This is a genomic window from Variovorax sp. 10L426 (assembly GCF_056395305.1).
Genome location: NZ_JBFTJF010000002.1, coordinates 33,319 through 58,777 on the forward strand (window position 1 = coordinate 33,319; position 25,459 = coordinate 58,777).

Below are 25,459 nucleotides of genomic sequence, written 5' to 3' on the forward strand. Positions count from 1 at the left end.
ATGCGTGAAGCCATGATCGTGTGGGGCGGCTGGAGTGGGCACGAGCCCGAGCAGGGCGCGAAGATCGTCTCGGACATGCTGGCGGCGCACGGTTTCAGGGTCCGTGTCGAAACGTCGACGAAGGCCTTTGCGGACCCTGCCATCGCAGACCTGAGCTTGATCGTTCCGATCATCACGATGGCCAAGGTCGAAAAGGACGAACTCGCCAACCTGACCGGTGCAGTGCGCGAAGGCGTCGGCCTCGCGGGCTTTCATGGCGGGATGTGCGACGCCTTTCGCGAGGCGGTCGACTACCAGTTCATGACAGGGGGTCAATGGGTCGCCCATCCCGGAAACGTCATCGACTTCCGCGTCAACATCACCAAGCCGGACGATCCGGTGATGAAGGGTATCGGCGACTTTGACTACCACTCGGAGCAGTACTACATGCACGTCGACCCCTCGAACGAGGTGCTGGCGACGACGACGTTCACCGGCGAACACGCGCCATGGATCGATGGCGTGGTGATGCCGGTGGCATGGAAACGCCGACACGGAGAAGGGCGGGTGTTCTATAGCGCGCTCGGCCATGTCGCCAAGGAGTTCGAGGTGCCGCAGATGCGCACGATCTTCGAGCGCGGCATGCTCTGGGCGGCGCGCTGACACCACGGGTTCCTGTCGCTGATTCCGAGTTTTCGAATGCCATCAACTTTCACTTCCTCATTTCTTCCCGCCGACGTTTCTCGCGCCTTGTTGGTCGGCCGCGTCTGGCGTGAAGCCAACGTCAACGGCCCTTGCGTCGTCGTGGTTCGCGCCGGCCAGGTCTTTGACATCACCAGCTCGGCGCCCACGGTGTCGGATCTGCTGGAGCGAGAAGACCTTCTGGATTTCGCCCGCACCTGTCCGGGTGAACCCCTGGGCGATGCCGCCAGTTGGTTGGACCCCGGCGCCCAGAGAGTCCTGGCCCCATGTGACCTGCAGGCCATCAAGGCATGTGGCGTCACCTTCGCCGTGAGCCTGCTGGAGCGCGTCATCGAGGAGCAGGCCGGCGGCGATGCCGCGAGAGCCGCGCAGATTCGTGACGACATTCAGCGCACCATCGGATCGGACTTGTCGGCCATTCGGCCAGGCTCGCCAGAAGCGGAAACACTCAAGTGTGAACTCATGCGCCAGGGCACTTGGTCGCAGTACATGGAGGTCGGAATCGGCCCGGACGCCGAAGTGTTCTCGAAAGCGCAACCCATGTCGGCGGTCGGATTCGGCGGAGACGTCGGATTGCACCCGAGTTCGTCGTGGAACAACCCTGAGCCCGAGATCGTGCTGGCGGTCAACAGCCACGCGCAAATCGTCGGCGCGACGCTGGGCAACGATGTCAATCTTCGGGACATCGAAGGCCGCAGTGCCCTGCTGCTGGGCAAGGCCAAGGACAACAACGGCTCCTGCGCCATTGGACCGTTCCTGCGTCTCTTCGACGAGAACTTCACGCTGAACACGATCCGCGCGGCCACCGTGAGCCTGACCATCGAAGGGCAGGACGACGGCTTCAAGCTGGAAGGATCCAGCCGCATGGCCGAGATCAGCCGCGACCCCGCTGATCTGGTGCGGCAGACATGCGGTGGCCACCACCAGTATCCGGACGGCTTCTTCCTGTTTCTCGGCACGATGTTCTCCCCCATCCAGGACCGAGGCGCCAAGGGCAAGGGCTTCACCCACCGCCTCGGGGACCGCGTGACGATCTCCACGCCGTCGCTGGGCGCATTGATCAATCACGTGCAACGCTCCGACGCCATCGCGCCCTGGACCTTCGGGGTCCGGGCGCTTTACCGGAATCTGTCCTCCCGCGGCATTGCCGTTTCCTGAGGCACGACCCGAATCAACAAAAAGGACTCATCAATGTCTGCCATCTATCCGAGCCTCGCCGGCAAGCGAGTCGTCATCACCGGCGGGGGTTCCGGCATCGGTGCGGCCATGGTCGAGGCCTTCGCTCGGCAAGGTGCCCAAGTGTTCTTTCTGGACATTGCCGACTCGGAAGGCCGTGCGCTTCAATCGAGACTCGGCGACGCCGCGCATCCGCCTGTCTTTCACCGATGTGATCTGACCGACATCCAGGCCGTCCAGGCGACCTTCGCGGCGATCGAGGCCTCGGGGGGACCCATCAACGTCCTCATCAACAATGCGGCGAATGACGACCGGCACGAAATCGACGGCGTCACGACGGACTACTGGGACCAGCGGATCGCCGTCAACTTGCGGCACCAGTTCTTCTGCGCGCAGGCTGTCTCGAGCGGAATGCGTGCAGCGGGCGGCGGCGTGATCCTGAACCTCGGCTCGATCTCGTGGCACCTCGCGCTGGCCAGTCTGTCGATCTACATGACCGCCAAGGCGGGCATCGAGGGACTGACCAAGGGGTTGGCACGCGATCTGGGCAGCTTCAACATCCGCGTCAACTGCATTGTTCCGGGTGCAGTGCGCACGCCCCGTCAGATGAAGCTTTGGCAATCGCCGGAAAGTGAGGCGAAGGTCGTGGCGGCGCAGTGTCTGCAGCAAAGAGTCGACCCTGGGCACGTTGCGGCGATGGCGCTCTTTCTTGCGTCGGACGATGCGGCCCGATGCTCCGGCCGCGAGTACTACGTGGACGCAGGCTGGCACGGCGCATGACAGAAGGTACCCGCCCCACTCGCCGGTTTCGATCGCAAGACTGGTTCGCCAATCCCGATCACATCGACATGACGGCGCTCTATCTCGAGCGCTTCATGAACTACGGCGTCACGCCGGCGGAACTGCGCTCCGGCAGGCCCATTGTCGGAATCGCGCAATCCGGAAGCGATCTGAATCCGTGCAATCGCGTTCATCTGGAACTGGCAAAGCGCGTGCGTGACGGCATCCGCGACGCCGGAGGCATTCCGATGGAATTTCCCGTCCATCCGACCTTCGAGAATTGCAGGCGGCCGACGGCGGCCATCGACCGCAACCTGGCCTACATGGCGTTGGTCGAGATCCTGCACGGCTACCCGATCGATGCCGTCGTGCTGACGACGGGTTGCGACAAGTCGACGCCGTCGCAGGTCATGGCCGCGGCGACCGTGGACATTCCCACGATCGTGCTGTCCGGCGGCCCGATGCTGGACGGCTGGTTCGAAGGAGAACTCGTGGGCTCCGGGGCGGCGATCTGGAAGAGTCGAAGACTGCTGGCCGCCGGCCAGATCGACGAGGCCAAGTTCATGGACATCGCCACAGCGTCGGCGCCTTCGGTGGGGCACTGCAACACCATGGGAACCGCCTCGACCATGAATGCGCTGGCGGAGGCGCTTGGCCTGTCATTGACGGGCTGCGCCGCGATTCCCGCGCCGTACCGGGAACGAGGGCAAATCGCCTATGAAACCGGGCGCCGCATTGTCGAGCTGGCTTTCGAGGACAAGCGGCCCTCGTCGATCCTCACGCGGGATGCATTTCTCGATGCGATCGTTGTCAACTCCGCGATCGGCGGCTCCACCAACGCGCTGCCGCATCTCATGGCCATGGCGCGTCATGCGGGCGTGGAACTGCGTCCGAGTGACTGGACCGAGTTCGGCTTCGATGTGCCGCTGCTGTTGAACATGCAACCGGCGGGCAAGTACCTGGGCGAGGCCTTTCATCGCGCGGGAGGCGTCCCGGCCGTGATGTGGGAACTCCAGCAGGCGGGCATGTTGCGCGGCGCGCGTCCGACTGTCACAGGCAAGACGATGGAACAGAATCTCGAAGGTCGACAGAGCGCGAATCGGGAGGTGATTCGCGAGTTCGCGCGTCCTCTCAAGAATCAGGCAGGCTTTCTCGTGCTCGGCGGCAATCTGTTCGACTTTGCGATCATGAAGACCAGCGTGATTTCCGAAGAGTTTCGCGCACGCTACCTGAGCCGTCCGGGCGCGGAGGGAAAGTTCGAATGCCGGGCCATCGTGTTCGAGGACTCGGACGACTATCACACACGAATCAATGACCCTGCGCTCGCCGTCGATGAGAACTGCATCCTCGTGATACGCGGTGCAGGGCCCGTCGGCTGGCCTGGGTCGGCTGAAGTCGTGAACATGCAGCCGCCGGATGCGCTGCTCAAGCGCGGAATCACCAGCCTTCCCACGTTGGGAGACGGGAGGCAGTCGGGGACTTCGGACAGTCCGTCGATTCTCAACGCTTCGCCCGAGAGTGCCGTCGGCGGCGGGCTGGCGTACTTGCGCACGGGAGATGTCGTCCGCATCGACCTCTCCGCCGGACAATGCAACATGCTGGTGTCCGCCGAGGAGATCGCGCGCCGCAAGGGCGAAGGGATACCGTCGATCCGGTCGAGCCAGACGCCATGGCAGGAGATCTATCGCGCGACAGTCGGGCAGCTCGACTCGGGCGCCTGCATGGAGTTGGCGGTCAAGTATCGCGGTGTGGCCGACACACAGCCTCGTCACAATCATTGATCTTGCCCACGCCATTGCCGTGCAAGGACGGCTAGGACGCGCCGATGACACCCGCCTCCTCGAGCACGGCAAGTTCCTCTTGCGAATGGCCGAGCCACAGACCGAAGACCGCACGGTTGCTGGCGCCCAGCGGAAGGCTGGGCTCGATCGGCCGGCGATCGCTGCCTTCGAACACGAGCGGCGAGTTCGGCAGCACCACCTTTCCCAGGTCGGGGTGCTCGACCCACTGCAGGCTGCCGCGCGCGTGCATGTTCTCGTCGCGCATCACCTCGGCCAGTTCGCGCACCGGCGCACAGGGGACCTTGGCAGCCAGCATGCGCTCGGCAACTTCGTACTTGCTGAGCGCCCGGGTCCAGCCTTCGATCAGCGCATCGACGTCGTCGGTATGTTCCACGCGCGATGTACGGGTGAAGAAGCGGGGATCATCCTTGAGGTCCGATCGGCCCATCACGTCCAGGATTGCGCGGAAGTGATGGTCACCCGGCGCATTCAGCACCACGTAGCCATCGGTCGTCTCGTAGACGTTGTAGGGCGAGATCCCCAGTCCGCCGTGCCGGTTGCCCGTGCGTGCCGGCGCCGCATCGCCCCGGGCGTGCAGCATGCCCAGGTTCGACGCGAGCGACGCATAGGTTGCGTCCTGCATCGACACTTCCACCACGCGGCCCTTGCCGCTGCGCTCGCGCTCGTAGAGGGCGGTCATGATCGCGCCGTAGAGGTGGATGCCCGCCATGAAATCGCAGATGGCTGCGCCGGACTTGACCGGCGGCTGGTCGGGAAAGCCGGTTGAATCGATGACGCCGCACATCGCCTGCATCACCAGGTCCATGGCGGGGTAGTCCCGGTAGGGTCCGGACTTGCCGTAGCCCGAGCTCGAACCGTAGATGAGGCGAGGATTGATCTCGTGCAGGGCCGCGGCGCCGACGCCCAGGCGGTCCATCACGCCGGGGGCGAAGTTCTCGACCAGGATGTCGGCCCGCGCGACCATCTCGCGCAGCAGTTCGCGGCCCTGTTCCGACTTGAGATTCAGCGTCACCGGTTGCTTGTTGGAGTTGAGCATGGCGAAGGGCAAGGCCGCGCCGCCCATGTCGCCGCGGCTGCGCAGGTGCTCGCCCTGGAAGGGCTCGACCTTGATGACGTTGGCGCCCGCCATGGCCATGAGGAAGGTGGCGTAAGGTCCGTTGTAGACGTGCGAAAGGTCGATGACGGTGAGGCCGGAAAGCGGGTAAGTCGAGGGCATGAGTCCTCCAGGATTTGTCGAGGGTTGAGGAGGGGTCAGCGTGCGCGTGCAAGGACCCGCTGCGCCGAGCGGTAGTGAGGGCGATCGAGCATCTTTCCGTCGATCGAGGCGACGGCAGCGGCGTTGGGCAGTTGGTCGAATGCATCGACCACGCGTTTCGCCCAGTCGATGGCATCGGCCGACGGTGTGAAAGCCTCGTTGATTGGCCCGACCTGTTCGGGATGGATCGCCGCCTTGGCGGAGAAGCCGTCGCGCAGTGCTTCAGCGGCTTCGGCCCGAAGCCCTTCGGCATCGCGGAAGTTGGTGTAGACGGCATCGACCGCGGCCACCTGCGCGGCTGTCGCGCCCATCAGCGTCAGCGACCTCGCCAACTCGAAGGGTGCGGTGTAGCGACTCTGCGCGTCGCGATTGGCGATGGTGCCGATGTCGGCCGCCAAGTCCTCGCCACCCCACATCATTCCGCACAGACGCGCGCCGGCTTCCTTCGCGTAGCTGCCCATGTCGAGCAGGGCGGATGCGCTCTCGGTCACGATGGGCAGGATGCGCAATGACCCCGCTTGCAGGCCTTCACGCACTTCAAGTGCCGAAAGGTATGCCGATACGAGGGCTACGTCCCGACCGCTTTCGCACTTGGGAAGCATGATTCCGTAGGGCCGAGCGCGGACCACCGTGGCGAGGTCGTCGAGCGTGAGGCCCGTCGACAACGCGTTGACGCGCACGAACAGGGGAAGCCGCTCGTGATGCGCCTGCACGAACTCTGCACAGATGCCACGGGCCCGCGACTTCTCGGATTCGGGCACCGCATCCTCGAGGTCGAGGATCAGCGCATCGGCGCCGCAGTCAAGCCCCTTGGCGAGCTTGCGCGCGTCGTGGCCCGGTACGAAGAGCAGCGAGCGCATGATCAGAAGGTGCCCATGGAGAGAAAGCCGTCCACCGGGTCGAAGTCGTTGACGAGCTTCTTGCCGACCAGGTCCTTGAGCGCTTCGGTGGCGCCGCCGCCCAGCGTCCCGTAGCGAACCCCGCGGTAGATGCGCGAGATCGGGTAGTCGTCGCAAAACCCGTAGCCACCGTGCACCTGGAGCGCTTCGCTGCTGACCCGGATCGCCATCTCGTTGACGAACATCTTGGCGATGGCGGCATCGTGCGGGTCCGGAAACGGGTTCGCCGTGAGGCACGCGCGGTACAACAAGCTGCGGCCCGCCTCGATGTCACGGTACATCTCGGCGAGCTTCCACTGGATACCCTGGAATTCGGAGACGGCGTGCCCACGGATCTGCCGCTCGCGCACGTAGGTGATGGCTTCCTCGAAGGCAGCCTCGGCCATGCCCAGCGACACACTGGGGTTCAGGCAGCGCTGCGTATTGAACGCGGACAGCAGCTTCTTGAACCCGCCTTCGCGCAGGACCACGTTCTCCACCGGAACTTCGCAATTGTTGAACTGGATCTCCGCGAGGTATTCGCCGCCCATGGTGTGATAGCGCGCCGTCACTTCGAAGCCGGGCGTGTTGCGGTTCACGAGCACGCAACCGATGCCATCGCGTCCGGGCGTGCCGTTGATGCGCGTGAAGACCACGAACCACTCGGCTTCGTTGGCGCGGCTGATCAGTGTCTTCACGCCATTGACCACGGCGCGATCGCCCTTGATGACGGTGTTCGTCTTGTAGTTCGGAACATCGGTGCCGGCATGAGGCTCGGTCATGCAGACGGCCAGGTGGGCTTCGCCCGAGCACACCTTCGGCAGGATGTCGCGCTTCATGCTTTCCGGCGCATAGGTGGTGATGACGCGCACCTGCACGCCCACCATGCCCATCAATCCCATCGCGGTGTTGTAGCAGTGCTTGGCGACTTCCTCCATGACCAGCGCGGTGTCGAACACCGGCAGGTTGGAGCCGCCGTACTCCTCGGGGATCGACATGCCCAGGATGCCGATCTTCGCCAGTGCGTTGAGGTTGTCCCAGGGATAGGTGCCATCGAGGTACTTGATCGAATTTCCGCGGAAATCCTTGTCCTTGGCGAGCGAGCGGACGGTGCCGATCAGTGCGCGTTGTTCCTCGGTGAGTAGAAGTCTCTGGTTGCTCATTTCATGATTCCTTTGGTGAATGGATGGCTGGCGTCGCTCGTCACGCGACACCGGTGAAGCGCGGCGGCCGCCGCTCTGCGAAAGCCGCGAGGCCCTCGGCGTAGTCGGCCGAGCCGAGGATTTCCGGGAGCGCCGCGCGTTCGAGGCGAAGGCCCTCGGCGAGCGGCACCTCGATGCCCCCGTAGACCAGTTGCTTGATGGCGGAGAGGGCAGGGGCCGACCGGGTCGCGAGCAACCTGGCGAACGTCGCTGCGCGGTCATCGAGCCCCTCGGGCGCGACCACTTCGTTGATCAGGCCAATGTTCAGCGCGTACTCGCTGGTGACCGGTTCGCCGCTGAGCATCATCTGCAGTGCGCGGCTCACGCCGACGACCCGCGGCAGCCGCTGCGTGCCGCCCGCGCCGGGAAATGCGCCGACGCGGCTTTCCGTCAATCCAAGGGTGACGCCGGCTGCGGCGATCCGCAGGTCGCATGCCAGTGCGAGTTCCAGGCCACCGCCGAGCGCGAGGCCATTGAGGACTGCGATGGTCACGCAACGCGATGCCGCGACGGCGTTGACCGCAGCGTTGATCCCGGCGTTGTGCGCCATGCGTGCGGCCAGGTCCATCCCCTTGCGTTCCTTCAGGTCGGCACCCGCGCAGAACGCGCGGCCGCTGCCGCGCAACAGAAGGACTCGCGCATGCTTCTCCGCAGCTTCGTCCACCGCTTGATGCAAGGCCGTGACCGTCGCAACGCCGAGCGCGTTCATGCGTTCGGGTCGCTCCAGGCGGATCTGGAAGACGCCTTCACCCAGGTCGTCGAGAAAGAGGTCTTGATTCATGCTTGTTCCTTGGCCGAGCCGCGAAGCAGCGCGTCGCGATGGTCGGGGTGGGCGATGGCAGCCAGCCGGCGCGCGCGCTCCTGCAGCGAACAGCCGCGCAAGTGGGCCGCACCGTATTCCGTCACGATGACGTCGACATCGCTGCGCGCCGTCGTCACGGGGCGGCCGTCGAGCGAGGCGACGATGCGCGAGTGCTTGCCGTCCGGCGTGGTTGAAGGAAAGGCAATGATCGACCGCCCGCCGGGAGACGCCACGCCACCGCGCACGAAGTCGACCTGGCCACCCACTGCGCCCAGATACCGGCCACCCGCGATCTCGGCATTGGCCTGCCCGGTGAGATCGATCTCGATCGCCGAATTGATGGTGTGGAACTGCGAGAGGGAGGAGGTGACGGCGATGTGGTGCGTGTATTCGGCGTTGCGCATCTCGATCAGCCCGCTGCGCTCGGCAAAGTCGCGCAGCCGCTGCGTTCCGAACAGGCCGCCGGTCACGGTGCGCCCGGCGTCACGCCCTTTGTGAGCATTCGTGACCACGCCTTGCTCGACCAGGTCTACCAGGACGTCCGAAACGACGCCGCTGTGCACCCCGAGTTCACGATGCCCGGCGAGTGCGCGCGCAACGGCCGCCGGCAGCGTACCGACGCCGAGTTGGATGGTCGCCCGGTCCGGGATGAGCGCAGCGACCTGCCCGGCCACTGCGTTTTCCACGTCGGAGGGCTCAGGGTCGGGCATGTCGATGATCCGGTCATCGCTCTCCACGAAGAGGTCGATGTCGGCGCCGTCCACGCACGCGTCGCCCGCAAGCGCCGGCAACGCAGGATTCACCAGGGCGACTACCACGCGAGCCCGCTGGATCATGGCCTGGGTGAAGTCGGAAACGATGCCGAGGCTGAAGCCGCCGGCCGGCAGCGCCCTGACCTGGATCAGCATCACGTCCAGACGGAGTGTCGCGTTGCGCAGCAGCGATGGAATCGAACTGACATGACACGGAAAGATCTCCGCCATCGACGTGACACGCCGGCTGCCGCCCGCACCATTGAGGGCGCGGAAGGCGAAGTGATCGCCGAGTTCCGGCCGCAGCGTGTCGGATGCGGACAGGCCGAAGAAGAGCTCGGGCTTCACGAGATTGGCGCGCTGGGCCACCAGCGCTTCCGTGAGTGCGAGCGGTTCGCCGGGGCCTTGTGGCCAGCCGATCACGTCGTGCGGCCGCAGGTAGTCGGCGAAGCGAAGGCTGTCGAGGGCAATGGTTCGAGACATGGCTTGTTCCGTCATTCGGCCTGGATGTGCGCGTCCTTGATCAATCGGCTCCAGCGGACGAAGTCTTCGCGGATCACCTTGCCGAAGGCCTCGGGCGTCCCCGGCTGCGCCGAGGCAGCCTCACGCGCGAGAAGGGCGCTGACGTCGGGCAAGGCCAGCACCGCGTTCAGCTCGTCGTTCAGTCGCTTCACCACCGGCGCCGGCAATTTCGCCGGGCCCGCAAGGCCCCACCACACTTCGAGATGGAAGCCCGGCAGGCCGGCCTCGGCCACGGTGGGAAGCTCGGGCGCCAGCGCGGAACGTTGTGCGCTGGTCACCGCCAGTCCGCGCATCTTTCCTTCGTGGATATAGGGCACGGCCGATGCAAGACTCGGCAACAGCATCTGCAGGGTGCCGGCCATCAGGTCGGTGAAGGCCGGCGCGATGCCCTTGTAGGGCACATGCACGAGTTCGATCTTGGCAGTCGACGCCAGCAGTTCGGTCCCGAGGTGATTGATTCCGCCGATGCCTGCCGAGCCGTAGCTGATGCTCTTGGGCTTGGCGCGAGCCAGATCGACGAACTCGGCGAAGGTCTTCGCCTTGACGTCATTGGCAACCACCACGACGAAGGGGCCGGCGCCGATCTCGCCGATGGGTGCGAGGTCCTTCAGCGGGTCGTAGTTCAGCTTCTTGCCGACGGCGGCATTTGTCGTGATGGAGCTCGACGCGAAAAGCAGCGTGTAGCCATCGGCCGGTGCCTTGACAACGTAGTCCGTGCCCATGGTGCCGCCCGCGCCACCGCGGTTCTCGACGATGACGGGTTGGTCGAGTCGGCCGCCGAGCTTGGCCGCGACCACACGGGCAATGTTGTCGTTGCTGCCGCCCGGGGCGAATGGAACGATGAGCTTGATAGGCCGCTCGGGCCAAGTGCCCGACGCCGCTTGTGCGTCGAGGGCGGGAGCAAGGAAAGCGGCTGCGCAGGCCACGAGTGCGACCCGGCGTGTCAATCGATTCATGGAATTCATGGCTTGTCTCCTTCGGGCACCAGGACTTGTGCGAGCACGCGGACGTCCTCGCAGCGCTCCAGGCCGTCGACGAGTCCGCGCAAGCGTCCTGCGGCATCGACGGGCAAGGGAATGGCTGCGGCACGAAAGCAGTCCGCTGCCTTCGCATCCATCGCCGCGCTCGTCATGGGACGGTCTGGATGGCCGAGCGGCTGGTCGACACGCAGGGCGTGGGTCGAGCCGTCGCGCATATCGACACGCATGAGCGCAGGGGACACATTGCGGCCCCACTCGCGCTCGATGTCCGCGTCCACATAGGGGTCGACACGCTGTGCCAGCGCGAGGATTTCTTTGCGGCCGATCGTTGCAGCGTCGAAGTGCCCCAGCCGGACACTACCGTCGACGAACGCGGCGGCCACCGTGTAGGGCAAGCTGAATTGCGCGTGGACGACGGATCGCGGTGTCTTGCGGACGTCGATCGGTGTGCACACGGCTTCATGGGTTTGGTGATTGACGCCGACGCGAACGCGCTCGATCTGGTCGGCGCTCACGCCCCGAACGGAACGCAGCGCGAACGCAGCGTCGATGGCGGTGTGATTCAGCCGGCAGCAGGGGTAGGGCTTGTAGCTCAGCTGCGTGAACTCGTAGCGTTCGCCCAGCCCGTCGCGCAATACCTCGCGGTCGCAACGATCGTGCAGGTACACGCGCAGGAAGCCGTCCGCTCCTTCGAAGGTGGCTTGCGCGCCGCGCACATTCCGTTGAGCCAATTGCACGGATACCAGCGCTGCCTGCGCTGCGAACCCGGGCTGCATGCGCTTGGTGAGCGCGCCGTCGCGCGTCACCTGGTGATTGCCGGCCACTTGCGAATAGGCGATGCCCAGCGCATTGACCATCTGCGTCGCATCCAGTCCCAGCACGCGACCGGCGGCAACGGTCGCCGCAAAGTGACCGAACAGCGACGTGTACATGTACCCGCTCTCGACGATGCCGATGCGCGTCGCAACACCCAGCCGGCAGATCGTCTCCAGGCCCGCAGCAATCGCCGCGATGAGATCCGCGCCGCTCACGCCACCGCGAAGCTCCGCAGCCGCCAGCGCTGCCGGGACGACGGACACACCCGCGTGGAGAACGGCTGCATCGTGCGTGTCGTCGTAGTCACGCGCATGCGCCATCGTGCCGTTGACCCACGCCGCATGGTGCGCCGGCACCTTGTCGCCGAAACCCAGAATGGTCGCCTGCTGCGCGCCACCCCACTCCAAAGCAAGCTCGCGCGTCTCGGCCACTGCCTGCGCGCTCGAACCCGCCGCCGCACAGGCCAGCGTGTCGAGCAGGTTCATCTTCGCCGCGGCAATCACCGGAGCGGCAAGCTTGTCGAGCGAGAGGCTGCATGCGAAGCGGCTCAGCACCGCCGCAAAGTCCTCGGGCGGATTCGCGGAACGCTGCGGACTGTTGAAGGCTGTCAATGTTGTCTCCGATTCGAGCCGGCGAGGCGCCGGATCTCTCTGTGTGGGAGTCAGTTTAGGAAGCAGCACCTCCACAGGTCCATGGCTTTTTTCGGGACTCCGTATGCTCGAATTGCGAACGATCCCTGCCCGAAAGCTCTCAGGGGTAGCATTGACCCAGGAGACAACATGGTTCAACAGGAAGCGACATGCTGATCGATCTCGTGCAGCTGCGGACCTTCGTCGCGGTCGCCGAGGAGCAGCACCTCACCCGGGCCGCAGAGCGTCTGCACGTCAGCCAGTCGGCCGCCAGCGCCCATGTGCGCGCGGTCGAGGAAAACCTGGGCACACAGCTGTTCATCCGCACCAATCGCAGCCTCGAACTCACGCGCGCGGGCCAACTCCTGCTGGGCAAGGCGAAGGCACTGCTCAACGAGGCCACGTTGTTCACGTCCTTTGCGCGCGAGATCCACGGCAAGATCGAAGGGCACCTCGTCTTGGGTTCGACGAGCGACCCGGCGTCGAGCCGCATCGGCGAAGTCATCGCCGCCCTGCGCGCAGCGCACCCGCTGATCAGCGTCGACTTGCGCGCGCGCCCGTCCTCGGGGACCCAGGAAGGACTGAAGACCGGCGAGTTCGACATCGGCCTCCTGCTCGGGCGACCCACGGTGGCCGCCTTCACCTACTACCAGCTCACGACCATTCCGTTTCGGGTGGCGGGGCCTGCGGCGTGGAAAGAGCAGATCGAGCGAGCGAACTGGTCGGAGCTGGCCGCGCTGCCGTGGATCTGCCCGACGGACAGCAGCCTGGCCTATTCGACGATGCTGAAGCAACTCTTCGACGAGCGCGGCCTCGAGCTCAATACCGTCGCGCGCTTCGATAACGCCAGCCTGGGGCGCGCGATGCTGGAGGCCGGCGTGGGCCTGATGTTGATGCGCGAGGAGCATGTCACGCAGGGGCTGGCCCATGGCGTGCTGGCCACGTCGCCCATCGCGTCCGCCGAGTTCCCGCTCTTCGTGACCCATCTCACCAGCCGGCTCAACGATCCGCTGGTCTGCGCGTTCCTGGCGGCCGCGGCACAGGTGTGGCCCGACATGACGCCGACCTCTCCACACGGCGACGCCGCGCGCTGAAGCCCCGGGTGGTTCAGTACTGCAACTTCGGATACCAATCCGTGCCGCGCCCGCCCGGCGTCAAATCCAGGATCAACCAGAGCGGAGCGATGTCAGGCGCGCCGCGCGGATCCTGGCCGGGATCGGCCATTTCGCCGGTCATCTCACCCGCCCAGAACAGCCGGACCTTGTCGCCTTCACGCTTGAACACAATCAACGCCGGGTATTCGCTTCCATCCGGCTGCAGGACGCCAATGTCCTTCGCATAGTCGTCGCCTACGGTCTGCACGAAGTTCAGGTCACGCCAGCCCCGCTCCTGTGCGAAGGCGTATTGCCGCTCGACCGGCGAACGCCCGAGCACCTTGAGTGCCACGCGCTGCTTGATGTCGGCCGCATTGCCGTTCAGCGGGCCGAGCAAGTTGGTGCACATCGGACATGGCCGCTCGCGCTGCGGCCCGTACATCCAGAAGTAGGTGACGAGCGTGTCCTTGTCGCCAAAAAGATCGATCAGCCCCACCTCGAAGGCCTGTTCGTCCTTGAAGCGGTAGTTCTTCTCGATCACGGGCCCAGGCGGCAGCGCCTGGCGTTGCTCGACCATGCGTGTCATGTGGCGACGAAACTCGATCTCTTCCGCCAACAGCGCCTGCCGCGCGGCGTCGTATTCGGCAGACGAACCTGGGAACGGCCTCTTCGCCTTCTTCGCCAGCTCTGTGGCGGGGGTGAGTCCTTCTTTCATGCCTTTGCTCCTTTTTTGCTCAGCTCGCCAGCGAAGGCATCCGCCCAAGCAGCTTGTCGAGCGTGATCGGGTAGTTCCGCACGCGCACACCGGTCGCGTTGTAGATCGCATTGGCAACCGCCGCGCCCACGCCGCAGATGCCGAGTTCGCCCACGCCCTTGGCTTTCATCGGCGAGGAGACAGGGTCCGTCTCGTCCAGAAAGATCACTTCCTGGTGCGGAATGTCAGCATGCACGGGCACCTCGTAGCCGGCCAGGTCGTGGTTGACGAAGTAGCCCTGACGCTTGTCCACTGCCAGCTCTTCCATGAGCGCGCCGCCCACGCCCATGGTCATGGCGCCGATCACCTGGCTTCGCGCCGTCTTGGGGTTGAGGATGCGGCCCGACGCGCACACGGCCAGCATCCGCCGCACGCGGACTTCCGCGGTGTAGGCGTCCACGGCCACTTCGACGAAGTGCGCGCCAAAGGTGGATTGCTGGTAGCGCTTGTTCAGCTCGGCGAATTCGATCGAATCCTCCGCCACGATGCCGCTCTCGCCGGCCACCTCCGCGAGCTTCACGCCGCGCCCGCCCGCTTGCACCATGCCGTCCGCAAAAGTGGCGCTGGCCGCGTCGAGGCCCACGCGCTGAGCCATGGCTTCGCGCAGCTTGACGCAGGCGGCATACACACCGGCTGTGGAGCAGTTGGCACCCCATTGCCCGCCGGAGCCCGACGACACCGGAAAGGAGGAGTCGCCGAGACGCACGACCACCCGGTCGAGCGACACGCCCATCATCTCCGCCGCGGTCTGCGCAATGATCGTGTAGCTGCCCGTGCCGATGTCGGTCATGTCGGTTTCCACGGTCACGATGCCGCGTCCATCGACGCGCACTCGCGCGCCCGACTTCGTGACCTGGTTGTTGCGAAAGGCCGCCGCCATCCCGACGCCGATCCACCAGCGGCCTTCGCGCCTCTGCGCCGGCCTCACGCTGCGCTGTGCCCAGCCGAACCGCTGCGCGCCGGTGCGCATGCACTCGATCAAATGTCGTTGCGAAAACCGCCGGTCCGCGTTGGCAGGATCGACCTGTGTGTCGTTCAGCGCACGGAAGTCCACCGGGTCCATGTTGAGCCGCTCGGCCATCTCGTCGATTGCGATCTCCAGCGCCATCAGCCCCGGCGCTTCGCCCGGCGCGCGCATCGCATTGCCTTCGGGCAGATCGAGCAACGCGAGCCGGGTCCCGGTCAGGCGGTTCTCGCCCGCATAGAGCAACTGGGTCTGTTGCACCGCGTTCTCGGGCTTGCCGCCGGTCAGGTTGCCGGACCAGCTCTCGTGGCCAATGGCCGTGAACTTGCCTTCCCGTGTGGCGCCGAGCCGGATGCGCTGGATCGTCGCCGGGCGATGGGTGGTGTTGTTCGCCATGAGCGGCCGTTGCAAGGCAACCTTCACGGGGCGGTGGGCGGCGCGCGCGCCGAGGGCGGCCAGCACCGTGTCGGCACGCAGGAACAGCTTCGAGCCAAACCCGCCGCCGATGTACGGCGACATGAGGTGGATGTTTTCCTTGGGGATGCCCAGCGTCGTCGCCAAGTCGGCCGTGGTCCACGCGATCATCTGGTTCGATGTCCAGATGGTGAGCCTGTCTCCGCTCCATGACGCGGTCGTCGCGTGCGGCTCCATCATGGCGTGCGATTGGTCGGGCGTGGAGTAGGTCTCGTCCAATTGCACTTCGGCCTTGGCGAACGCATCGGCAAAGTCCCCGACCTTGCTGTCGCGATCCGCGGTACGCCGTTCCGTCGAAACCTTCGCCGCGGCGAGATCGAAAGCGCCGTCCCCGCGGTCGTATTCGACGCGCAGCAATTGCGCGGCCGCGCGCGCTTGCTCGAAGGTCTCGGCGACCACGAGCGCAATGGCCTGGTGGTAGTGCTCGACGGTCGGGCCACCGAGCAGTTTGGCGGTGTTGAAGTTGCCCTTGCCCAGCTTGCCGGCGTTCTCGGCCGTGATGATGGCGATCACGCCAGGCGCCGCCTTGGCGCGGCTCTGGTCGATCGACATGATGCGGCCCTTCGAGATGCCGGCGCCGAGGATGTAGCCGTACGCCGCGTTCGGCGCAACGTCATGGCGCTCGTAGGCGTAGGGCGCGGTGCCCGTGGTCTTCAGGGGGCCGTCGACGCGGTCCGTGGGCCGGCCGACCACCTTCAGCTGGTCGATCGGATTCGTGGTGGCGGGTGTGTCGAATCTCATCGCTCAGCTCCTCGCATCGATCAGCACCGCTTCGAGCGTGCGCTCGACCAGCGTCACCTTGAACGCGTTCTGTTCAGTGGGTTTGGCGTCGGCAAGCAGCACGGTCGTGGTCGTCTTGGCTCCGCGGGGCAATTCGTGCTCTGCCGCTTCGACCCGCCAGGGCTTGTGGGCGACCCCGCCCAGCGCCACGCGGCCGGTGCCGTCCCGCTGCACGATGGCGGCGACCGACACCAGCGCAAACGCATAGGACGCCCGGTCGCGCACCTTGTGATAAATGTGCCGGCCGCCCACGGGGCTCGGCAGCTTGACCGCCGTGATCAACTCACCCGGCAGAAGCGTCGTCTCGACATGCGGCGTCGCACCGGGAAGCTTGTGGAAGTCCGCGATCGGAATGACCCGGCGCGAGCCGTTCGGGCGCATCGTCTCGACACTCGCATCGAGCGCGCGCATGGCGACGGCCATGTCGCTGGGATGCGTCGCAATGCATGCGTCGCTGGCACCGACCACCGCATGCTGTCGGCTGAATCCGCCGATCGCCGCGCAGCCGCTGCCGGGCTGGCGCTTGTTGCAGGCCTGGTTGGTGTCGTAGAAGTAGGGGCAGCGTGTTCTCTGCAGCAGGTTGCCCGCGGTCGTCGCCTTGTTGCGCAACTGACTGGACGCGCCCGCGAGCAATGCGCGCGACAGCAGGCTGTAGTCGCGCCGCACGCGGGCGTCGGCGGCAAGGTCCGTGTTGCGCACCAGCGCACCGATGCGCAGTCCGCCGTCGGGTGTGCTCTCGATCTTGTCGAAGCCGAGGCCATTCACGTCGATCAGATGGCCGGGTGTCTCGATCTCCAGCTTCATGAGATCCAGCAGGTTGGTGCCGCCGGCGATGAAGCGTGCGTCGGGCGTGCGCGCGGCGGCTGCGACGGCCTGCGCGGGCGATGTCGCGCGTTCGAAGGTGAAGGCCTTCATGTCTTCACCTCCGCTACTTCGGAAATCGCTTCGACGATGTTGCTGTAGGCGCCGCAGCGGCAGATGTTGCCGCTCATGCGTTCGCGGAGTTCGGCGGGCGTGAGCCGGGGTGTGCCCGTCAGATCGGCGGTGACATGGCTCGGCACGCCGTGGGCGACCTCGTCGAGCATGCCGACTGCCGAGCAGATCTGTCCCGGCGTGCAGTAGCCGCACTGGAAGCCGTCATGCTTCACGAACGCTGCCTGCAGCGGGTGGAGGTTGCCGGGCGTTCCAAGACCTTCGATCGTGGTCACCTTGGCCCCTTCATGCATGACCGCGAGCGTCAGGCACGAATTGATCCGCCGGCCGTCGACGATCACCGTGCACGCGCCGCATTGCCCGTGGTCGCAACCCTTCTTGGTGCCGGTAAGGTGCAGATGCTCGCGCAACGCATCGAGCAATGTCGTGCGAGTGTCGAGCACGAGGCGGTGGGTCTTGCCGTTGACGCTCAGCGTCACGGTCGAGGGCCCCGGCCCTTTCGAGGCGTGGGTCGGCGTGGCTGCCGACGCGGCGGCCATTGCCGGCACCGATGCGGATGCCGCACCGGCCTTCAACAGGCCGCGTCGGGAAATCGTGAATTCATCGGGCGTTGTCATGTTGCGTTCCGCTCCTTGATCGCTTCATTGCAGGGAATAGCCGGCTCGAAGAGCCCATCTTCCACAGAACTTTATGGCTGCGTGTTAGCGCCGAATAGACCCTTCAGGCTTGAAGGACTGTCAAGCTGCTGTTGATAATCGAAGGAGAAAAGGGGCCCCCATGCCGATCAACGAACTGCGTTCCATCGCGACGTTTGCCAAGACTGCCGAACTGGGCAGCCTGCGGCAGGCTGCAGCCGCACAGGGCATGACGCCGCAGGCGGCGAGCCAGGCGTTGGCACAACTGGAGCAGCACCTCGGCGTGCGGCTGTTTCACCGCACGACGCGCAGCCTGTCGCTCACCGATGAAGGGCGACAGTTTCTCGAAGCCGCGCAACCTTCGCTCTTCGGGCTGCAACGTGCGCTCCACATGGCGCGCCAGGCCAAGGACGAGATCGCGGGGCCGCTGCGCATCGTCGGACCGCGTTCGACCTTTGCGCCGGTGCTGTGGCCCGTGCTCGACGAGTTCTGCCGCATGCATCCGGAAGTGCAGCCTGACGTGCAACTGGACGACCGGATCGGCAACTGGGTGGAAGACCGCGTCGATGTGGGATTTCGTGTCGGGCCTTCTCCTGCCGAGGGCGTCATCGCACGCAAGCTGTTTCCCTTGCAACTCATCATCTGCGGAGCGCCGGCGTACCTTTCCCGTCATGGGGCGCCGGACAACCTCAACGCGCTCGCCGCGCATCGCTGCAGCGCCTTTCGCCATTCGAGCACGGGCCGGGTTCTTCCCTGGTTTGTGAAGGTCGACGACGGCATGGTCGAGTACCCGGTGGTTCCCGCGTTGTGCGTCAACGATGAAGCACTGGAGACCGAGGCCGTGCTGGCCGGGCATGTCCTCGGGTTGGTGACCGGCGTCACGGCCGCATCGCACATTCGAGCCGGGCGCCTGGTGCCGTTGTTGACCGCGCACGTGGCCGACTACTCCAGCACCTTCGTCTACTACGGAAGCCGCACCGCCCAGCCCGCGCGTGTCAAGGCCTTCATCGACCTGGCTGTTCGTCGGCTGGTCAACAACACGGCTTACGTCATGACGGCGAAGGAACTGCAGGTTGCGGAGGCGAAGGGGCGCAAGGCCTATCCGCGGCAGTGAGAGGATCAGAAAACAAGCTATAGCGCCGGCGAGCCAGCGATCTGCTTTTTCTCGACAAAGTCGGTGACGTAGCTGACCTCTCTCGCCAAGTTGCCGACGTCGGACAAGTCGGCTTCTGGATTGCCACGCTTCACTCGGCTGACCAACGCGTTCCAACCGGCAATGTGCGCGCTGGCCTCATCGCTGCGGTTGATCGAGAGCATCTGGTCCAACGCCGGGCTGTAGTCGTGGACCGGCTGGCCGCTTTCCAGCACACGCCGGACGTTCTGGTCGAACCTTTGGAGACCTTGCTGGTACGCTCACGGTTGATGCCATGCTGGAGTTCATGGCCCATGAGGAAGGTCAGCGCGTTGCGGCCATCGAAATCCGAAAGATTGCTTTGCCTGAGGTTGACGGTTTGTGTGTCGGGGCTGTAGCTGGCCCCAGCGTTCTCGCTTGCAAACATCAGCGCGAAATGTTTCAGATGACCTTGTGCGACAGCTTCGTTCATCTGCTGCATCAGCACCGGCGACTCTTCAATGACGGCGCGCAGATTTCGATAGGCCGCCGACGTCGGGTCGCCAACCTCGCGAATCACCCGCTCGAGCTGGGGGCTGATGACGCTCACTACATCGCCCCCAGATCCATGTATTCAACGAGGAAACCGATAGAGACTCTGCTGACGCAACCGTGCGAGATCTTTTCGAGGCTTTCGCCACTTTCGCCGAAGATTCCAATCTCGACCTTTGTCAGTCTGCGTTGGTATTGGCGGGCCGCGCTTTCGCGACGCGTATTGCCGACATGCCGATAACCCATCTTGAACAGTGCCTCGTGAAACTGCGCCACGTCGAGTTGGCAGATTCCCGTCATGGGTGGATCTTGACCGCGATATTTCTCGGTTTCGTAGAACCCAAAGCCCAGGCCGGGAAGATGCGTTGCGCGATTCGGTCCCCAGTTGTAGCTGTACCGCCACATCTCCGTGAGCGGCTGGGATATCACATACGTGTCGTTTGTGGGCTTGTCAGAAAACGGAGTCATGGCGATTCCGCTGAAATGCGCCACCCGTTCAATCGTCAAGTCCCCCGGTTGATGCAAGGTGTCAATCAGCGCCAACAACCGACGCAGCACCTCGGGCGCATCAGGGCGTAGTGCCGCCGCGGGACCTGGACTGGACATGATCTTTTCCTCCAAATGAACATGGGGTGGTGCGCGGGTCGTCGACGAGCAAGCGCTGAGCGCAAGTCCGGCCCACAAACAAGGAAGACCGCGAGCGAGCAGGCTCCACGACGATCCTTGTGAATTGTCAAATTGATTGAGTCAACAGGCGCCGCGAATTCCGTCGTTCGCGGGCTGCGTTGGAACGCTGATCGAAGCTTCGATAGAAGCTTCCGGCCAGCCATGCCATGTCCGATGGCGAAGTGCTGAATCACCTATTTCTCCCTGTGCGCAGAATTTTTTTGCATTCTATGCACGCCTCGGAGATCACTCGCCTGTCTAACTGGCAAGTCCGATTTGCCATCACAATGGGCCGCATCGCGGATCCACGCCGAGGACATAAAGAGGAGTTCTTCAGATGATGCGACGAGTCCTGGCCTCGAGCCGATACATCATGATCATTCCCGTCATCGGAACGTTTCTGGGCTCACTCGCGCTGATCCTGTACGAAGCGGTCGCGCTTTGCGCGACTTTCGTCGAGGCGACCCACAACGGTTCGGTCTCGGCCAAGGCGGTCAAGATTTTCGCGGTGGGCATCGTCGAGGCCGTTGACGTCTTCCTCATCGGGATCGCGGTCTACCTCATCAGCATCGGCCTTTATTCATTGTTCATCGATGACAAGCTGCCGCTGCCGAAATGGCTCGAAGTCCACAACCTCGAGGACCTCAAGGGAAACCTGGTGAGCGTTGTCATCGCCGTCCTGTCGGTTCTGTTCCTGCGCGAGGTCGTCGCTTGGGAAGGCGGCAGCGACATCGCTGCGTTCGGCGCGGGGCTGGCGCTCGTGATCGCTGCGCTGACCTTCTTCCTGATGAAGAACAACGCGCGAAGGGAGTAGCCGCTCAAAGCTTCGCGAGCGGCACCCCGGTGTCTGCAAGTCGATCAACATCGACGCTGGTGCGCCGCTCGATCAGGCGCCGCGCAAATCGCAAATCCTTGGCCGCATTGGGCCCCAGGGCCGCGACAACCTTGTCCCCATCGAGGAAGAACATCACGAAGCTCTTCGAGCCTTGATCGCCACGCACCACCACGCGGTGAGCAGGCGAAGGCATGCCGAAGATCTGGAGATTGATGTCGTACTGGTCCGACCAGAACCAGGGCACGGGCTGGTGATTCACCGTGATGCCGAGTGCGGATCGTGCGGCGGCGATCCCTTGCTCCTGGGCGTTCTGCCATGACTCGAGCCGCATCCGTCGGCCGGCCCATTCGCAATGCCATGTCGCGACGTCGCCCGCAGCGAGGATGTCGGCATCCGACGAACGGCATTGTGAATCGACCCGCACGCCGCCGTCGCAGTCCAATCCTGCTTCGCGCGCGAGTTCGTCATTGGCGATCAGGCCGACGCCGATCAGGACCGCGTCGCACACGAGCTGGCGCCCATCGGTGAACGTGGCCGTCAGGCCGCCTTGCAGCGCGGGCGCCAACTGTTCGATGCCGGTGCCGAGTTCGATATCGACGCCGTGATCGGTATGCAGTTGATGCAGGTAGTTCGAGATTTCCGGCGGAACGGTGCGCTCGCACAGGCGGCCCATCGCTTCGACCACGGTCACGTCCATGCCCTTCTTCCTCGCGGTCGCGGCGACTTCGAGCCCGATCCAGCCGCCGCCCACCACGAGCAGGTGCTTGCCTGCCGACAGCGCAGCGCCGAGTGCCTTTGCATCCTCGATGCTGCGCAGAGTGAAGACGCCGGGCAGGTCCGCGCCGGGAATGTTCAACCGCCGCGCCCGGCCGCCGTTGCACAGGATCAGCTTGTCGTAGCGAACGGACTCCCCCTGCGACAGGTGAAGCAGCTTCGTGGACTTGTCGATGAAGGTTGCGCTGACGTTCGGCCGCCAGTCGATACAGAGACCATCGAAGGCCTCCGCTTTCACCAGGTAGGTGCTGTCCGCGGGCGCTTCTCCCGAGAGCACCGCCTTGGACAAGGGTGGGCGTTCGTAGGGCCGATGCGCCTCGTTGCCGACCAAGAGCACCTTGCCCTTGAACCCCTCGTTGCGCAGCGTCTGCGCCGCCCAGCCACCGGCCTGGCCGGCGCCCACGATGGCGATGGTCTCGGTGGTCATGTCAGCGAGAGAAACACCCGTCCGGCTTCGATCTTGACCGGGTAGGACCGGATCGCTTCGGTCACCGGCGCGCACGTTGGCCGCCCGTTGCGGACGTCGAACTTGCCTTGGTGCAAGGGGCACTCGATCTCGTGCCCCTCGAGAAAGCCTTCGCACAAACGCGCATGACCGTGCGTGCAGATGTTGTCGGTTGCGTAGATCTCGCCATCCACGCTGTAGAGCGCGATGTCGCGCCCGTCGATCACCATGCCGACGACGTCGTCGGCCGGCACATCGTCGACGAGTGCGGCGTCGGTCCAAAGCTGTTCGTTCATGTCTGTTCTCAAAGTGGGTAGATGACGGAGTTCGGGATCATTTCGCTGTCGTAGATGACAAGCCGCGACGCGAACTTCAGCCCCTGTTCAGTGCGCACGACAACATCGATGTATCGACCCACGTTGAAGACCGACGACAGCTCCGAAAGCTTCGTTCGGAACACCGCGTAGTTGGCCTCGCATTCGAAGCGGCCGGGCTCCGACTTGCGGACGACCGGCGCGCCGACGACGTGGCGCTGGTAGTAGGGATCGTGGAACAACGTTTCCCGAATGCCATAGACGCGGTCCTTGAGCATTCCCTTGCTCTCGAAGGACAACGTGGCCAACGGAAAGCCTCGCTCGAAGTTCTCGCGCGGCTGCAGGCGGTAGGTGCAGTCTTCGGTGAAGAACTCAGGCCACAGGTCCCACTGCCCGGAACTGACGGCGCTGGCGTACTCGGCGTAGAGCTGGCTCAGCTCGAAGTAGTCTTGAAACTCCATCTCAGGCCTCCATGACCTTGCGCCAGTACTCGTACATGCCGCGGATCAATGTCTCGGTGACCATGTGGTCGGTGTCGCCGACCTCGCGCCCGCCCAATTCGGCCAGCGTGCGATGGAAGGGCTTCTGCTCGAAGCCCTTCTGCGAAAGCTCGATCACTTCGCCGTCGTCCGCCGACACGAATCCCGCGGGCCCGAAGAGATTGGCCTGGCGAAGTCGCCGCCGCGTCATGACTTCGTCGTCGTCCTCGAATCCGAAATGCGTCCAGACGAAGTCGAAGTTTCCGGGACCGCTCGGCTGGATGTGCCTCGTCGAGACACTGTTGACCTGCTGCTGCAGGATCACGCTCGGGAACAGCGTCATCATCACCGCCGTCGGGCCGCCCCACCAGGGCTCGGGGACGATGTCGAGGAAGCGGTCGTCGTTGAGCTGCATGCTCTCCTTGAAGCTCGAAACCTGCGTGACCTGGTCGGCCTTGCCGCTCGCGCCGCGCGTCGAGATCATCGCGGCGTGCCGGTGGTGGTCGTCCATCTTCAGTTCCGACTTGTTGTCCGCACGCCAGAGCCCGAAAGTCACGAACCAGGTGTGCAGCAGGCCGGGATGGTAGGGGTCCTTGATGTTCTCCTGCATCAGCTTCCAGTTGCCCGGAATGCGCTGGCGGTTGTAGCCGAGGATCTTCAGCTTGCGACCGTCGAACAGGCGGTCGAAGTAGCCGAGGATCGTCGGCCCCATGAAGTCTTCGAACGATTGGACTTCGGGATCGAAGGACGCGAAAACGACGCCGCCGCGCGTCGCGACCTTCAGCTTGTTGAGGCCGTGCTCCGCGGTCTTGAAGTCGGCCGGCATCCCTCCGTTGACCTTGCCGTCCTGCTTCACGCCGCGGCGGAAGGGCACGCCCTGCAAGTCGCCCTTGAGTGTGTAGTTCCACTGGTGATAAGGGCAGGTGAATCCGCCGTCCTTCTTGTTGCCGTGCCGCTCGCGACAGAACTGCATGCCGCGATGCGCGCACACGTTCTCGACGACGTTGATGGCGCCCTCTGCATCGCGGACCATGATGACGGAGCGCTCGCCGACGACCGTGCGCTTGAAGTCACCGGCGTTCGGGATCTCGGCTTCCAGCCCCACGTAGCACCAGTGACCGCGATAGAAGAAGCGCTCGAGTTCGCGTCGATGCTGGTCGGCCTCCGTGTAGGCCATGAAGGGGATGCGGCTCGTGCCTTGGTCTTCCCAATGGATCTGCCGGGGAAAAACGGCTGATGTGTCGTCCATGCATGTCTCCTTGTTGGGGCAATGATCGTCATCCTGGCGTCATCGTTCAATAGAATATGAAGAATAGTTTTTATTGATTTCGCGAATGTGAGGCGTCGTGGAGCTCAAGGACATCGATCTCAATCTCCTGGTGATCTTCAATCAGTTGCTCATCGATCGCCGGGTCTCGAAGGTTGCGACCAGCCTGGGGCTTTCGCAACCCGGCGTGAGCAATGCGCTGGCGCGCCTGCGCAAGCTCACGGACGATCCGCTGTTCCTCCGAACGCCCAAGGGCATGGAGCCGACGCCGTTCGCTCAACAACTCGCCGAACCCACGGCACGCGCGCTGCAGGTGATTCACACGGCGATCAATCAGCGGGCCACCTTCGACCCGGCCACTTCGACCCGCGCCTTCACCGTCGGGATGACGGACATCGGCGAGATCTACTTCCTGCCCAAGCTGATGAAGGAGCTGTCGCGCGTCGCCCCGGGCGTTTCGCTCAGCACGGTGCGCAACACGGCAGTCAACCTGCAGGACGAGATGGAAGCCGGCCACGTCAACCTCGCGATCGGATTGCTGCCGCAACTCAAGGCGGGCTACTTTCAGCGGCGGCTGTTCAAGCAGCACTACGTCTGCATGTTCCGGCGCGGCCACGCGCTCGACAAGCGCTCGATTTCCCTCGGCGAGTTTTCTGCGGCCGAACACGTCGTCGTGGTGTCGGAGGGAACCGGCCACGGCAAGGCGGACGAGCTGTTGAGGCGCAAGAACATTGCGCGCAAGGTCGTCCTGACGGTGCCGCACTACGTGGCGGTCGGGCACATCCTGCATGACTCCGACCTGGTCGCGACCGTGCCGGAACGGCTCGCGCAGGCCCTGGTAGAGCCCTTCGGGCTGTCATACGTCCGCAATCCGGCCAAGCTGCCGGAGATCGCGATCAGCTTGTTCTGGCATGGCCGCTATCACAAGGATCCGGCGATCACATGGCTGCGGTCGCTGATCGTGCGGCTACATGGCGAAAGTGCGCTCGGCTGAATCGAGCGCGTGGATGCGCTCGAAGCCGCAGCAGCTCAACCCAAGGGGACACAATGCCGATCAACGATCCACCGCCCGAATGGCCGACGTTTCGAGAATCAGTTCCAGCGCCT

Annotated in this window: 25 protein-coding genes; 8 read left to right on the forward strand and 17 right to left on the reverse strand. The window is 64.5% G+C overall.

Annotated elements, in window-relative coordinates:
- The 4 genes from AC1DHL_RS02850 to AC1DHL_RS02865 are packed head-to-tail and all read left to right on the forward strand — an operon-like array spanning position 1 to position 4,418.
- Positions 1-642, forward strand: a complete 642-nt coding sequence (locus AC1DHL_RS02850) for a ThuA domain-containing protein (protein WP_478104598.1) — start codon at positions 1-3, stop codon at positions 640-642.
- Positions 643-678: 36 nt separating this feature from the next.
- Entirely contained in the window at positions 679-1,839 is a 1,161-nt protein-coding gene (locus tag AC1DHL_RS02855) for a fumarylacetoacetate hydrolase family protein (RefSeq protein WP_478160461.1), read from the forward strand.
- A gap of 33 nt (positions 1,840-1,872) precedes the next feature.
- Positions 1,873-2,637 carry a D-xylose 1-dehydrogenase gene (gene xylB, locus AC1DHL_RS02860; protein ID WP_478160463.1) on the forward strand — a complete coding sequence of 255 codons (765 nt, stop codon included), beginning with the start codon at positions 1,873-1,875 and terminating at the stop codon, positions 2,635-2,637.
- The gene (locus AC1DHL_RS02865; protein WP_478160465.1) at positions 2,634-4,418 is read left to right on the forward strand and encodes an IlvD/Edd family dehydratase; all 1,785 of its coding nucleotides are present in this window, start codon (positions 2,634-2,636) and stop codon (positions 4,416-4,418) included. Before xylB ends, AC1DHL_RS02865 begins: the two co-directional genes overlap by 4 nt.
- Positions 4,419-4,449: 31 nt before the next feature.
- On the opposite strand, the gene AC1DHL_RS02870 is transcribed toward AC1DHL_RS02865, so the two are convergent.
- Genes AC1DHL_RS02870 through AC1DHL_RS02900 form a run of 7 tightly spaced genes read right to left on the reverse strand, consistent with a single transcriptional unit; the run spans position 4,450 to position 12,257 of the window.
- The gene (locus AC1DHL_RS02870; protein ID WP_478160467.1) at positions 4,450-5,655 is read right to left on the reverse strand and encodes a CaiB/BaiF CoA transferase family protein; all 1,206 of its coding nucleotides are present in this window, start codon (positions 5,653-5,655) and stop codon (positions 4,450-4,452) included.
- A gap of 35 nt (positions 5,656-5,690) precedes the next feature.
- Positions 5,691-6,554: an HpcH/HpaI aldolase/citrate lyase family protein gene (locus AC1DHL_RS02875; RefSeq protein WP_478160469.1), complete on the reverse strand. Its 864-nt coding sequence runs from the start codon at positions 6,552-6,554 to the stop codon at positions 5,691-5,693.
- 2 nt (positions 6,555-6,556) lie between these two features.
- A complete protein-coding gene (locus tag AC1DHL_RS02880) occupies positions 6,557-7,735 on the reverse strand; it encodes an acyl-CoA dehydrogenase family protein (RefSeq protein ID WP_478160471.1) in 1,179 nt (392 codons plus the stop codon).
- Positions 7,736-7,775: 40 nt separating this feature from the next.
- Positions 7,776-8,555 carry an enoyl-CoA hydratase/isomerase family protein gene (locus AC1DHL_RS02885; protein ID WP_478160473.1) on the reverse strand — a complete coding sequence of 260 codons (780 nt, stop codon included), beginning with the start codon at positions 8,553-8,555 and terminating at the stop codon, positions 7,776-7,778.
- Positions 8,552-9,811 carry an acetyl-CoA hydrolase/transferase family protein gene (locus tag AC1DHL_RS02890; protein ID WP_478160475.1) on the reverse strand — a complete coding sequence of 420 codons (1,260 nt, stop codon included), beginning with the start codon at positions 9,809-9,811 and terminating at the stop codon, positions 8,552-8,554. The genes AC1DHL_RS02885 and AC1DHL_RS02890 overlap by 4 nt, the downstream gene beginning before the upstream one ends.
- Before the next feature lie 11 nt (positions 9,812-9,822).
- Complete coding sequence (locus tag AC1DHL_RS02895; RefSeq protein ID WP_478160477.1) at positions 9,823-10,815, reverse strand: tripartite tricarboxylate transporter substrate binding protein; 993 nt, start codon at positions 10,813-10,815, stop codon at positions 9,823-9,825.
- Positions 10,812-12,257, reverse strand: a complete 1,446-nt coding sequence (locus AC1DHL_RS02900) for an MmgE/PrpD family protein (RefSeq protein WP_478160479.1) — start codon at positions 12,255-12,257, stop codon at positions 10,812-10,814. The genes AC1DHL_RS02895 and AC1DHL_RS02900 overlap by 4 nt, the downstream gene beginning before the upstream one ends.
- Before the next feature lie 188 nt (positions 12,258-12,445).
- Between AC1DHL_RS02900 and AC1DHL_RS02905 the strand changes: the two genes are divergently transcribed.
- Positions 12,446-13,369, forward strand: coding sequence for a LysR family transcriptional regulator (locus tag AC1DHL_RS02905; RefSeq protein WP_478160481.1), 924 nt, complete (start codon positions 12,446-12,448; stop codon positions 13,367-13,369).
- Positions 13,370-13,382: 13 nt separating this feature from the next.
- Here the strand turns inward: AC1DHL_RS02905 and AC1DHL_RS02910 are convergent, their stop codons facing one another.
- The 4 genes from AC1DHL_RS02910 to paoA are packed head-to-tail and all read right to left on the reverse strand — an operon-like array spanning position 13,383 to position 17,891.
- Positions 13,383-14,084 (reverse strand): DUF899 family protein, encoded by a 702-nt coding sequence (locus tag AC1DHL_RS02910; RefSeq protein WP_478160483.1) that lies wholly within the window; start codon positions 14,082-14,084, stop codon positions 13,383-13,385.
- Positions 14,085-14,103: 19 nt separating this feature from the next.
- Positions 14,104-16,302, reverse strand: a complete 2,199-nt coding sequence (gene paoC, locus AC1DHL_RS02915; protein WP_478160485.1) for an aldehyde oxidoreductase molybdenum-binding subunit PaoC — start codon at positions 16,300-16,302, stop codon at positions 14,104-14,106.
- 3 nt (positions 16,303-16,305) lie between these two features.
- On the reverse strand, positions 16,306-17,256 hold the full coding sequence (locus AC1DHL_RS02920; RefSeq protein WP_478160487.1) for an FAD binding domain-containing protein: 951 nt from the start codon (positions 17,254-17,256) through the stop codon (positions 16,306-16,308).
- Positions 17,253-17,891 carry an aldehyde dehydrogenase iron-sulfur subunit PaoA gene (gene paoA / locus AC1DHL_RS02925; protein ID WP_478104607.1) on the reverse strand — a complete coding sequence of 213 codons (639 nt, stop codon included), beginning with the start codon at positions 17,889-17,891 and terminating at the stop codon, positions 17,253-17,255. The genes AC1DHL_RS02920 and paoA overlap by 4 nt, the downstream gene beginning before the upstream one ends.
- 160 nt (positions 17,892-18,051) lie before the next feature.
- Between paoA and AC1DHL_RS02930 the strand changes: the two genes are divergently transcribed.
- A complete protein-coding gene (locus AC1DHL_RS02930) occupies positions 18,052-19,023 on the forward strand; it encodes a LysR family transcriptional regulator (protein ID WP_478160489.1) in 972 nt (323 codons plus the stop codon).
- A 130-nt stretch (positions 19,024-19,153) separates the two neighbouring features.
- Here the strand turns inward: AC1DHL_RS02930 and AC1DHL_RS02935 are convergent, their stop codons facing one another.
- Together AC1DHL_RS02935 and AC1DHL_RS02940 are read right to left on the reverse strand one after the other, a co-directional pair.
- Positions 19,154-19,630: a hypothetical protein gene (locus tag AC1DHL_RS02935; protein ID WP_478160491.1), complete on the reverse strand. Its 477-nt coding sequence runs from the start codon at positions 19,628-19,630 to the stop codon at positions 19,154-19,156.
- Positions 19,630-20,178 (reverse strand): hypothetical protein, encoded by a 549-nt coding sequence (locus tag AC1DHL_RS02940; RefSeq protein ID WP_478160493.1) that lies wholly within the window; start codon positions 20,176-20,178, stop codon positions 19,630-19,632. The genes AC1DHL_RS02935 and AC1DHL_RS02940 overlap by 1 nt, the downstream gene beginning before the upstream one ends.
- A 397-nt stretch (positions 20,179-20,575) precedes the next feature.
- On the opposite strand from AC1DHL_RS02940, the gene AC1DHL_RS02945 reads away from it, so the two are divergent.
- Positions 20,576-21,052 (forward strand): YqhA family protein, encoded by a 477-nt coding sequence (locus tag AC1DHL_RS02945; RefSeq protein WP_478160495.1) that lies wholly within the window; start codon positions 20,576-20,578, stop codon positions 21,050-21,052.
- A gap of 4 nt (positions 21,053-21,056) precedes the next feature.
- Here AC1DHL_RS02945 and AC1DHL_RS02950 read toward each other — a convergent pair whose 3' ends face one another.
- Genes AC1DHL_RS02950 through AC1DHL_RS02965 form a run of 4 tightly spaced genes read right to left on the reverse strand, consistent with a single transcriptional unit; the run spans position 21,057 to position 24,334 of the window.
- Positions 21,057-22,274 carry an NAD(P)/FAD-dependent oxidoreductase gene (locus AC1DHL_RS02950; protein ID WP_478160497.1) on the reverse strand — a complete coding sequence of 406 codons (1,218 nt, stop codon included), beginning with the start codon at positions 22,272-22,274 and terminating at the stop codon, positions 21,057-21,059.
- Positions 22,271-22,588: a non-heme iron oxygenase ferredoxin subunit gene (locus AC1DHL_RS02955; protein WP_478160499.1), complete on the reverse strand. Its 318-nt coding sequence runs from the start codon at positions 22,586-22,588 to the stop codon at positions 22,271-22,273. The genes AC1DHL_RS02950 and AC1DHL_RS02955 overlap by 4 nt, the downstream gene beginning before the upstream one ends.
- Positions 22,589-22,596: 8 nt before the next feature.
- Positions 22,597-23,067, reverse strand: a complete 471-nt coding sequence (locus AC1DHL_RS02960; protein WP_478160500.1) for an aromatic-ring-hydroxylating dioxygenase subunit beta — start codon at positions 23,065-23,067, stop codon at positions 22,597-22,599.
- Between the two features lies 1 nt (position 23,068).
- Positions 23,069-24,334, reverse strand: a complete 1,266-nt coding sequence (locus tag AC1DHL_RS02965) for an aromatic ring-hydroxylating dioxygenase subunit alpha (RefSeq protein ID WP_478160502.1) — start codon at positions 24,332-24,334, stop codon at positions 23,069-23,071.
- A 97-nt stretch (positions 24,335-24,431) separates the two neighbouring features.
- On the opposite strand from AC1DHL_RS02965, the gene AC1DHL_RS02970 reads away from it, so the two are divergent.
- Entirely contained in the window at positions 24,432-25,346 is a 915-nt protein-coding gene (locus AC1DHL_RS02970; RefSeq protein WP_478160504.1) for a LysR family transcriptional regulator, read from the forward strand.
- Positions 25,347-25,459: the final 113 nt, after the last annotated feature.

Coding starts and splice junctions, on each gene's coding strand:
- AC1DHL_RS02850 (WP_478104598.1), top strand. CDS start 1: ATGCGTGAAGCCATGATCGTGTGGGGCGGCTGGAGTGGGCACGAGCCC.
- AC1DHL_RS02855 (WP_478160461.1), top strand. CDS start 679: ATGCCATCAACTTTCACTTCCTCATTTCTTCCCGCCGACGTTTCTCGC.
- xylB (WP_478160463.1), top strand. CDS start 1,873: ATGTCTGCCATCTATCCGAGCCTCGCCGGCAAGCGAGTCGTCATCACC.
- AC1DHL_RS02865 (WP_478160465.1), top strand. CDS start 2,634: ATGACAGAAGGTACCCGCCCCACTCGCCGGTTTCGATCGCAAGACTGG.
- AC1DHL_RS02870 (WP_478160467.1), bottom strand. CDS start 5,655: ATGCCCTCGACTTACCCGCTTTCCGGCCTCACCGTCATCGACCTTTCG.
- AC1DHL_RS02875 (WP_478160469.1), bottom strand. CDS start 6,554: ATGCGCTCGCTGCTCTTCGTACCGGGCCACGACGCGCGCAAGCTCGCC.
- AC1DHL_RS02880 (WP_478160471.1), bottom strand. CDS start 7,735: ATGAGCAACCAGAGACTTCTACTCACCGAGGAACAACGCGCACTGATC.
- AC1DHL_RS02885 (WP_478160473.1), bottom strand. CDS start 8,555: ATGAATCAAGACCTCTTTCTCGACGACCTGGGTGAAGGCGTCTTCCAG.
- AC1DHL_RS02890 (WP_478160475.1), bottom strand. CDS start 9,811: ATGTCTCGAACCATTGCCCTCGACAGCCTTCGCTTCGCCGACTACCTG.
- AC1DHL_RS02895 (WP_478160477.1), bottom strand. CDS start 10,815: ATGAATTCCATGAATCGATTGACACGCCGGGTCGCACTCGTGGCCTGC.
- AC1DHL_RS02905 (WP_478160481.1), top strand. CDS start 12,446: ATGCTGATCGATCTCGTGCAGCTGCGGACCTTCGTCGCGGTCGCCGAG.
- AC1DHL_RS02910 (WP_478160483.1), bottom strand. CDS start 14,084: ATGAAAGAAGGACTCACCCCCGCCACAGAGCTGGCGAAGAAGGCGAAG.
- paoC (WP_478160485.1), bottom strand. CDS start 16,302: ATGAGATTCGACACACCCGCCACCACGAATCCGATCGACCAGCTGAAG.
- AC1DHL_RS02920 (WP_478160487.1), bottom strand. CDS start 17,256: ATGAAGGCCTTCACCTTCGAACGCGCGACATCGCCCGCGCAGGCCGTC.
- paoA (WP_478104607.1), bottom strand. CDS start 17,891: ATGACAACGCCCGATGAATTCACGATTTCCCGACGCGGCCTGTTGAAG.
- AC1DHL_RS02930 (WP_478160489.1), top strand. CDS start 18,052: ATGCCGATCAACGAACTGCGTTCCATCGCGACGTTTGCCAAGACTGCC.
- AC1DHL_RS02940 (WP_478160493.1), bottom strand. CDS start 20,178: ATGTCCAGTCCAGGTCCCGCGGCGGCACTACGCCCTGATGCGCCCGAG.
- AC1DHL_RS02945 (WP_478160495.1), top strand. CDS start 20,576: ATGATGCGACGAGTCCTGGCCTCGAGCCGATACATCATGATCATTCCC.
- AC1DHL_RS02950 (WP_478160497.1), bottom strand. CDS start 22,274: ATGACCACCGAGACCATCGCCATCGTGGGCGCCGGCCAGGCCGGTGGC.
- AC1DHL_RS02955 (WP_478160499.1), bottom strand. CDS start 22,588: ATGAACGAACAGCTTTGGACCGACGCCGCACTCGTCGACGATGTGCCG.
- AC1DHL_RS02960 (WP_478160500.1), bottom strand. CDS start 23,067: ATGGAGTTTCAAGACTACTTCGAGCTGAGCCAGCTCTACGCCGAGTAC.
- AC1DHL_RS02965 (WP_478160502.1), bottom strand. CDS start 24,334: ATGGACGACACATCAGCCGTTTTTCCCCGGCAGATCCATTGGGAAGAC.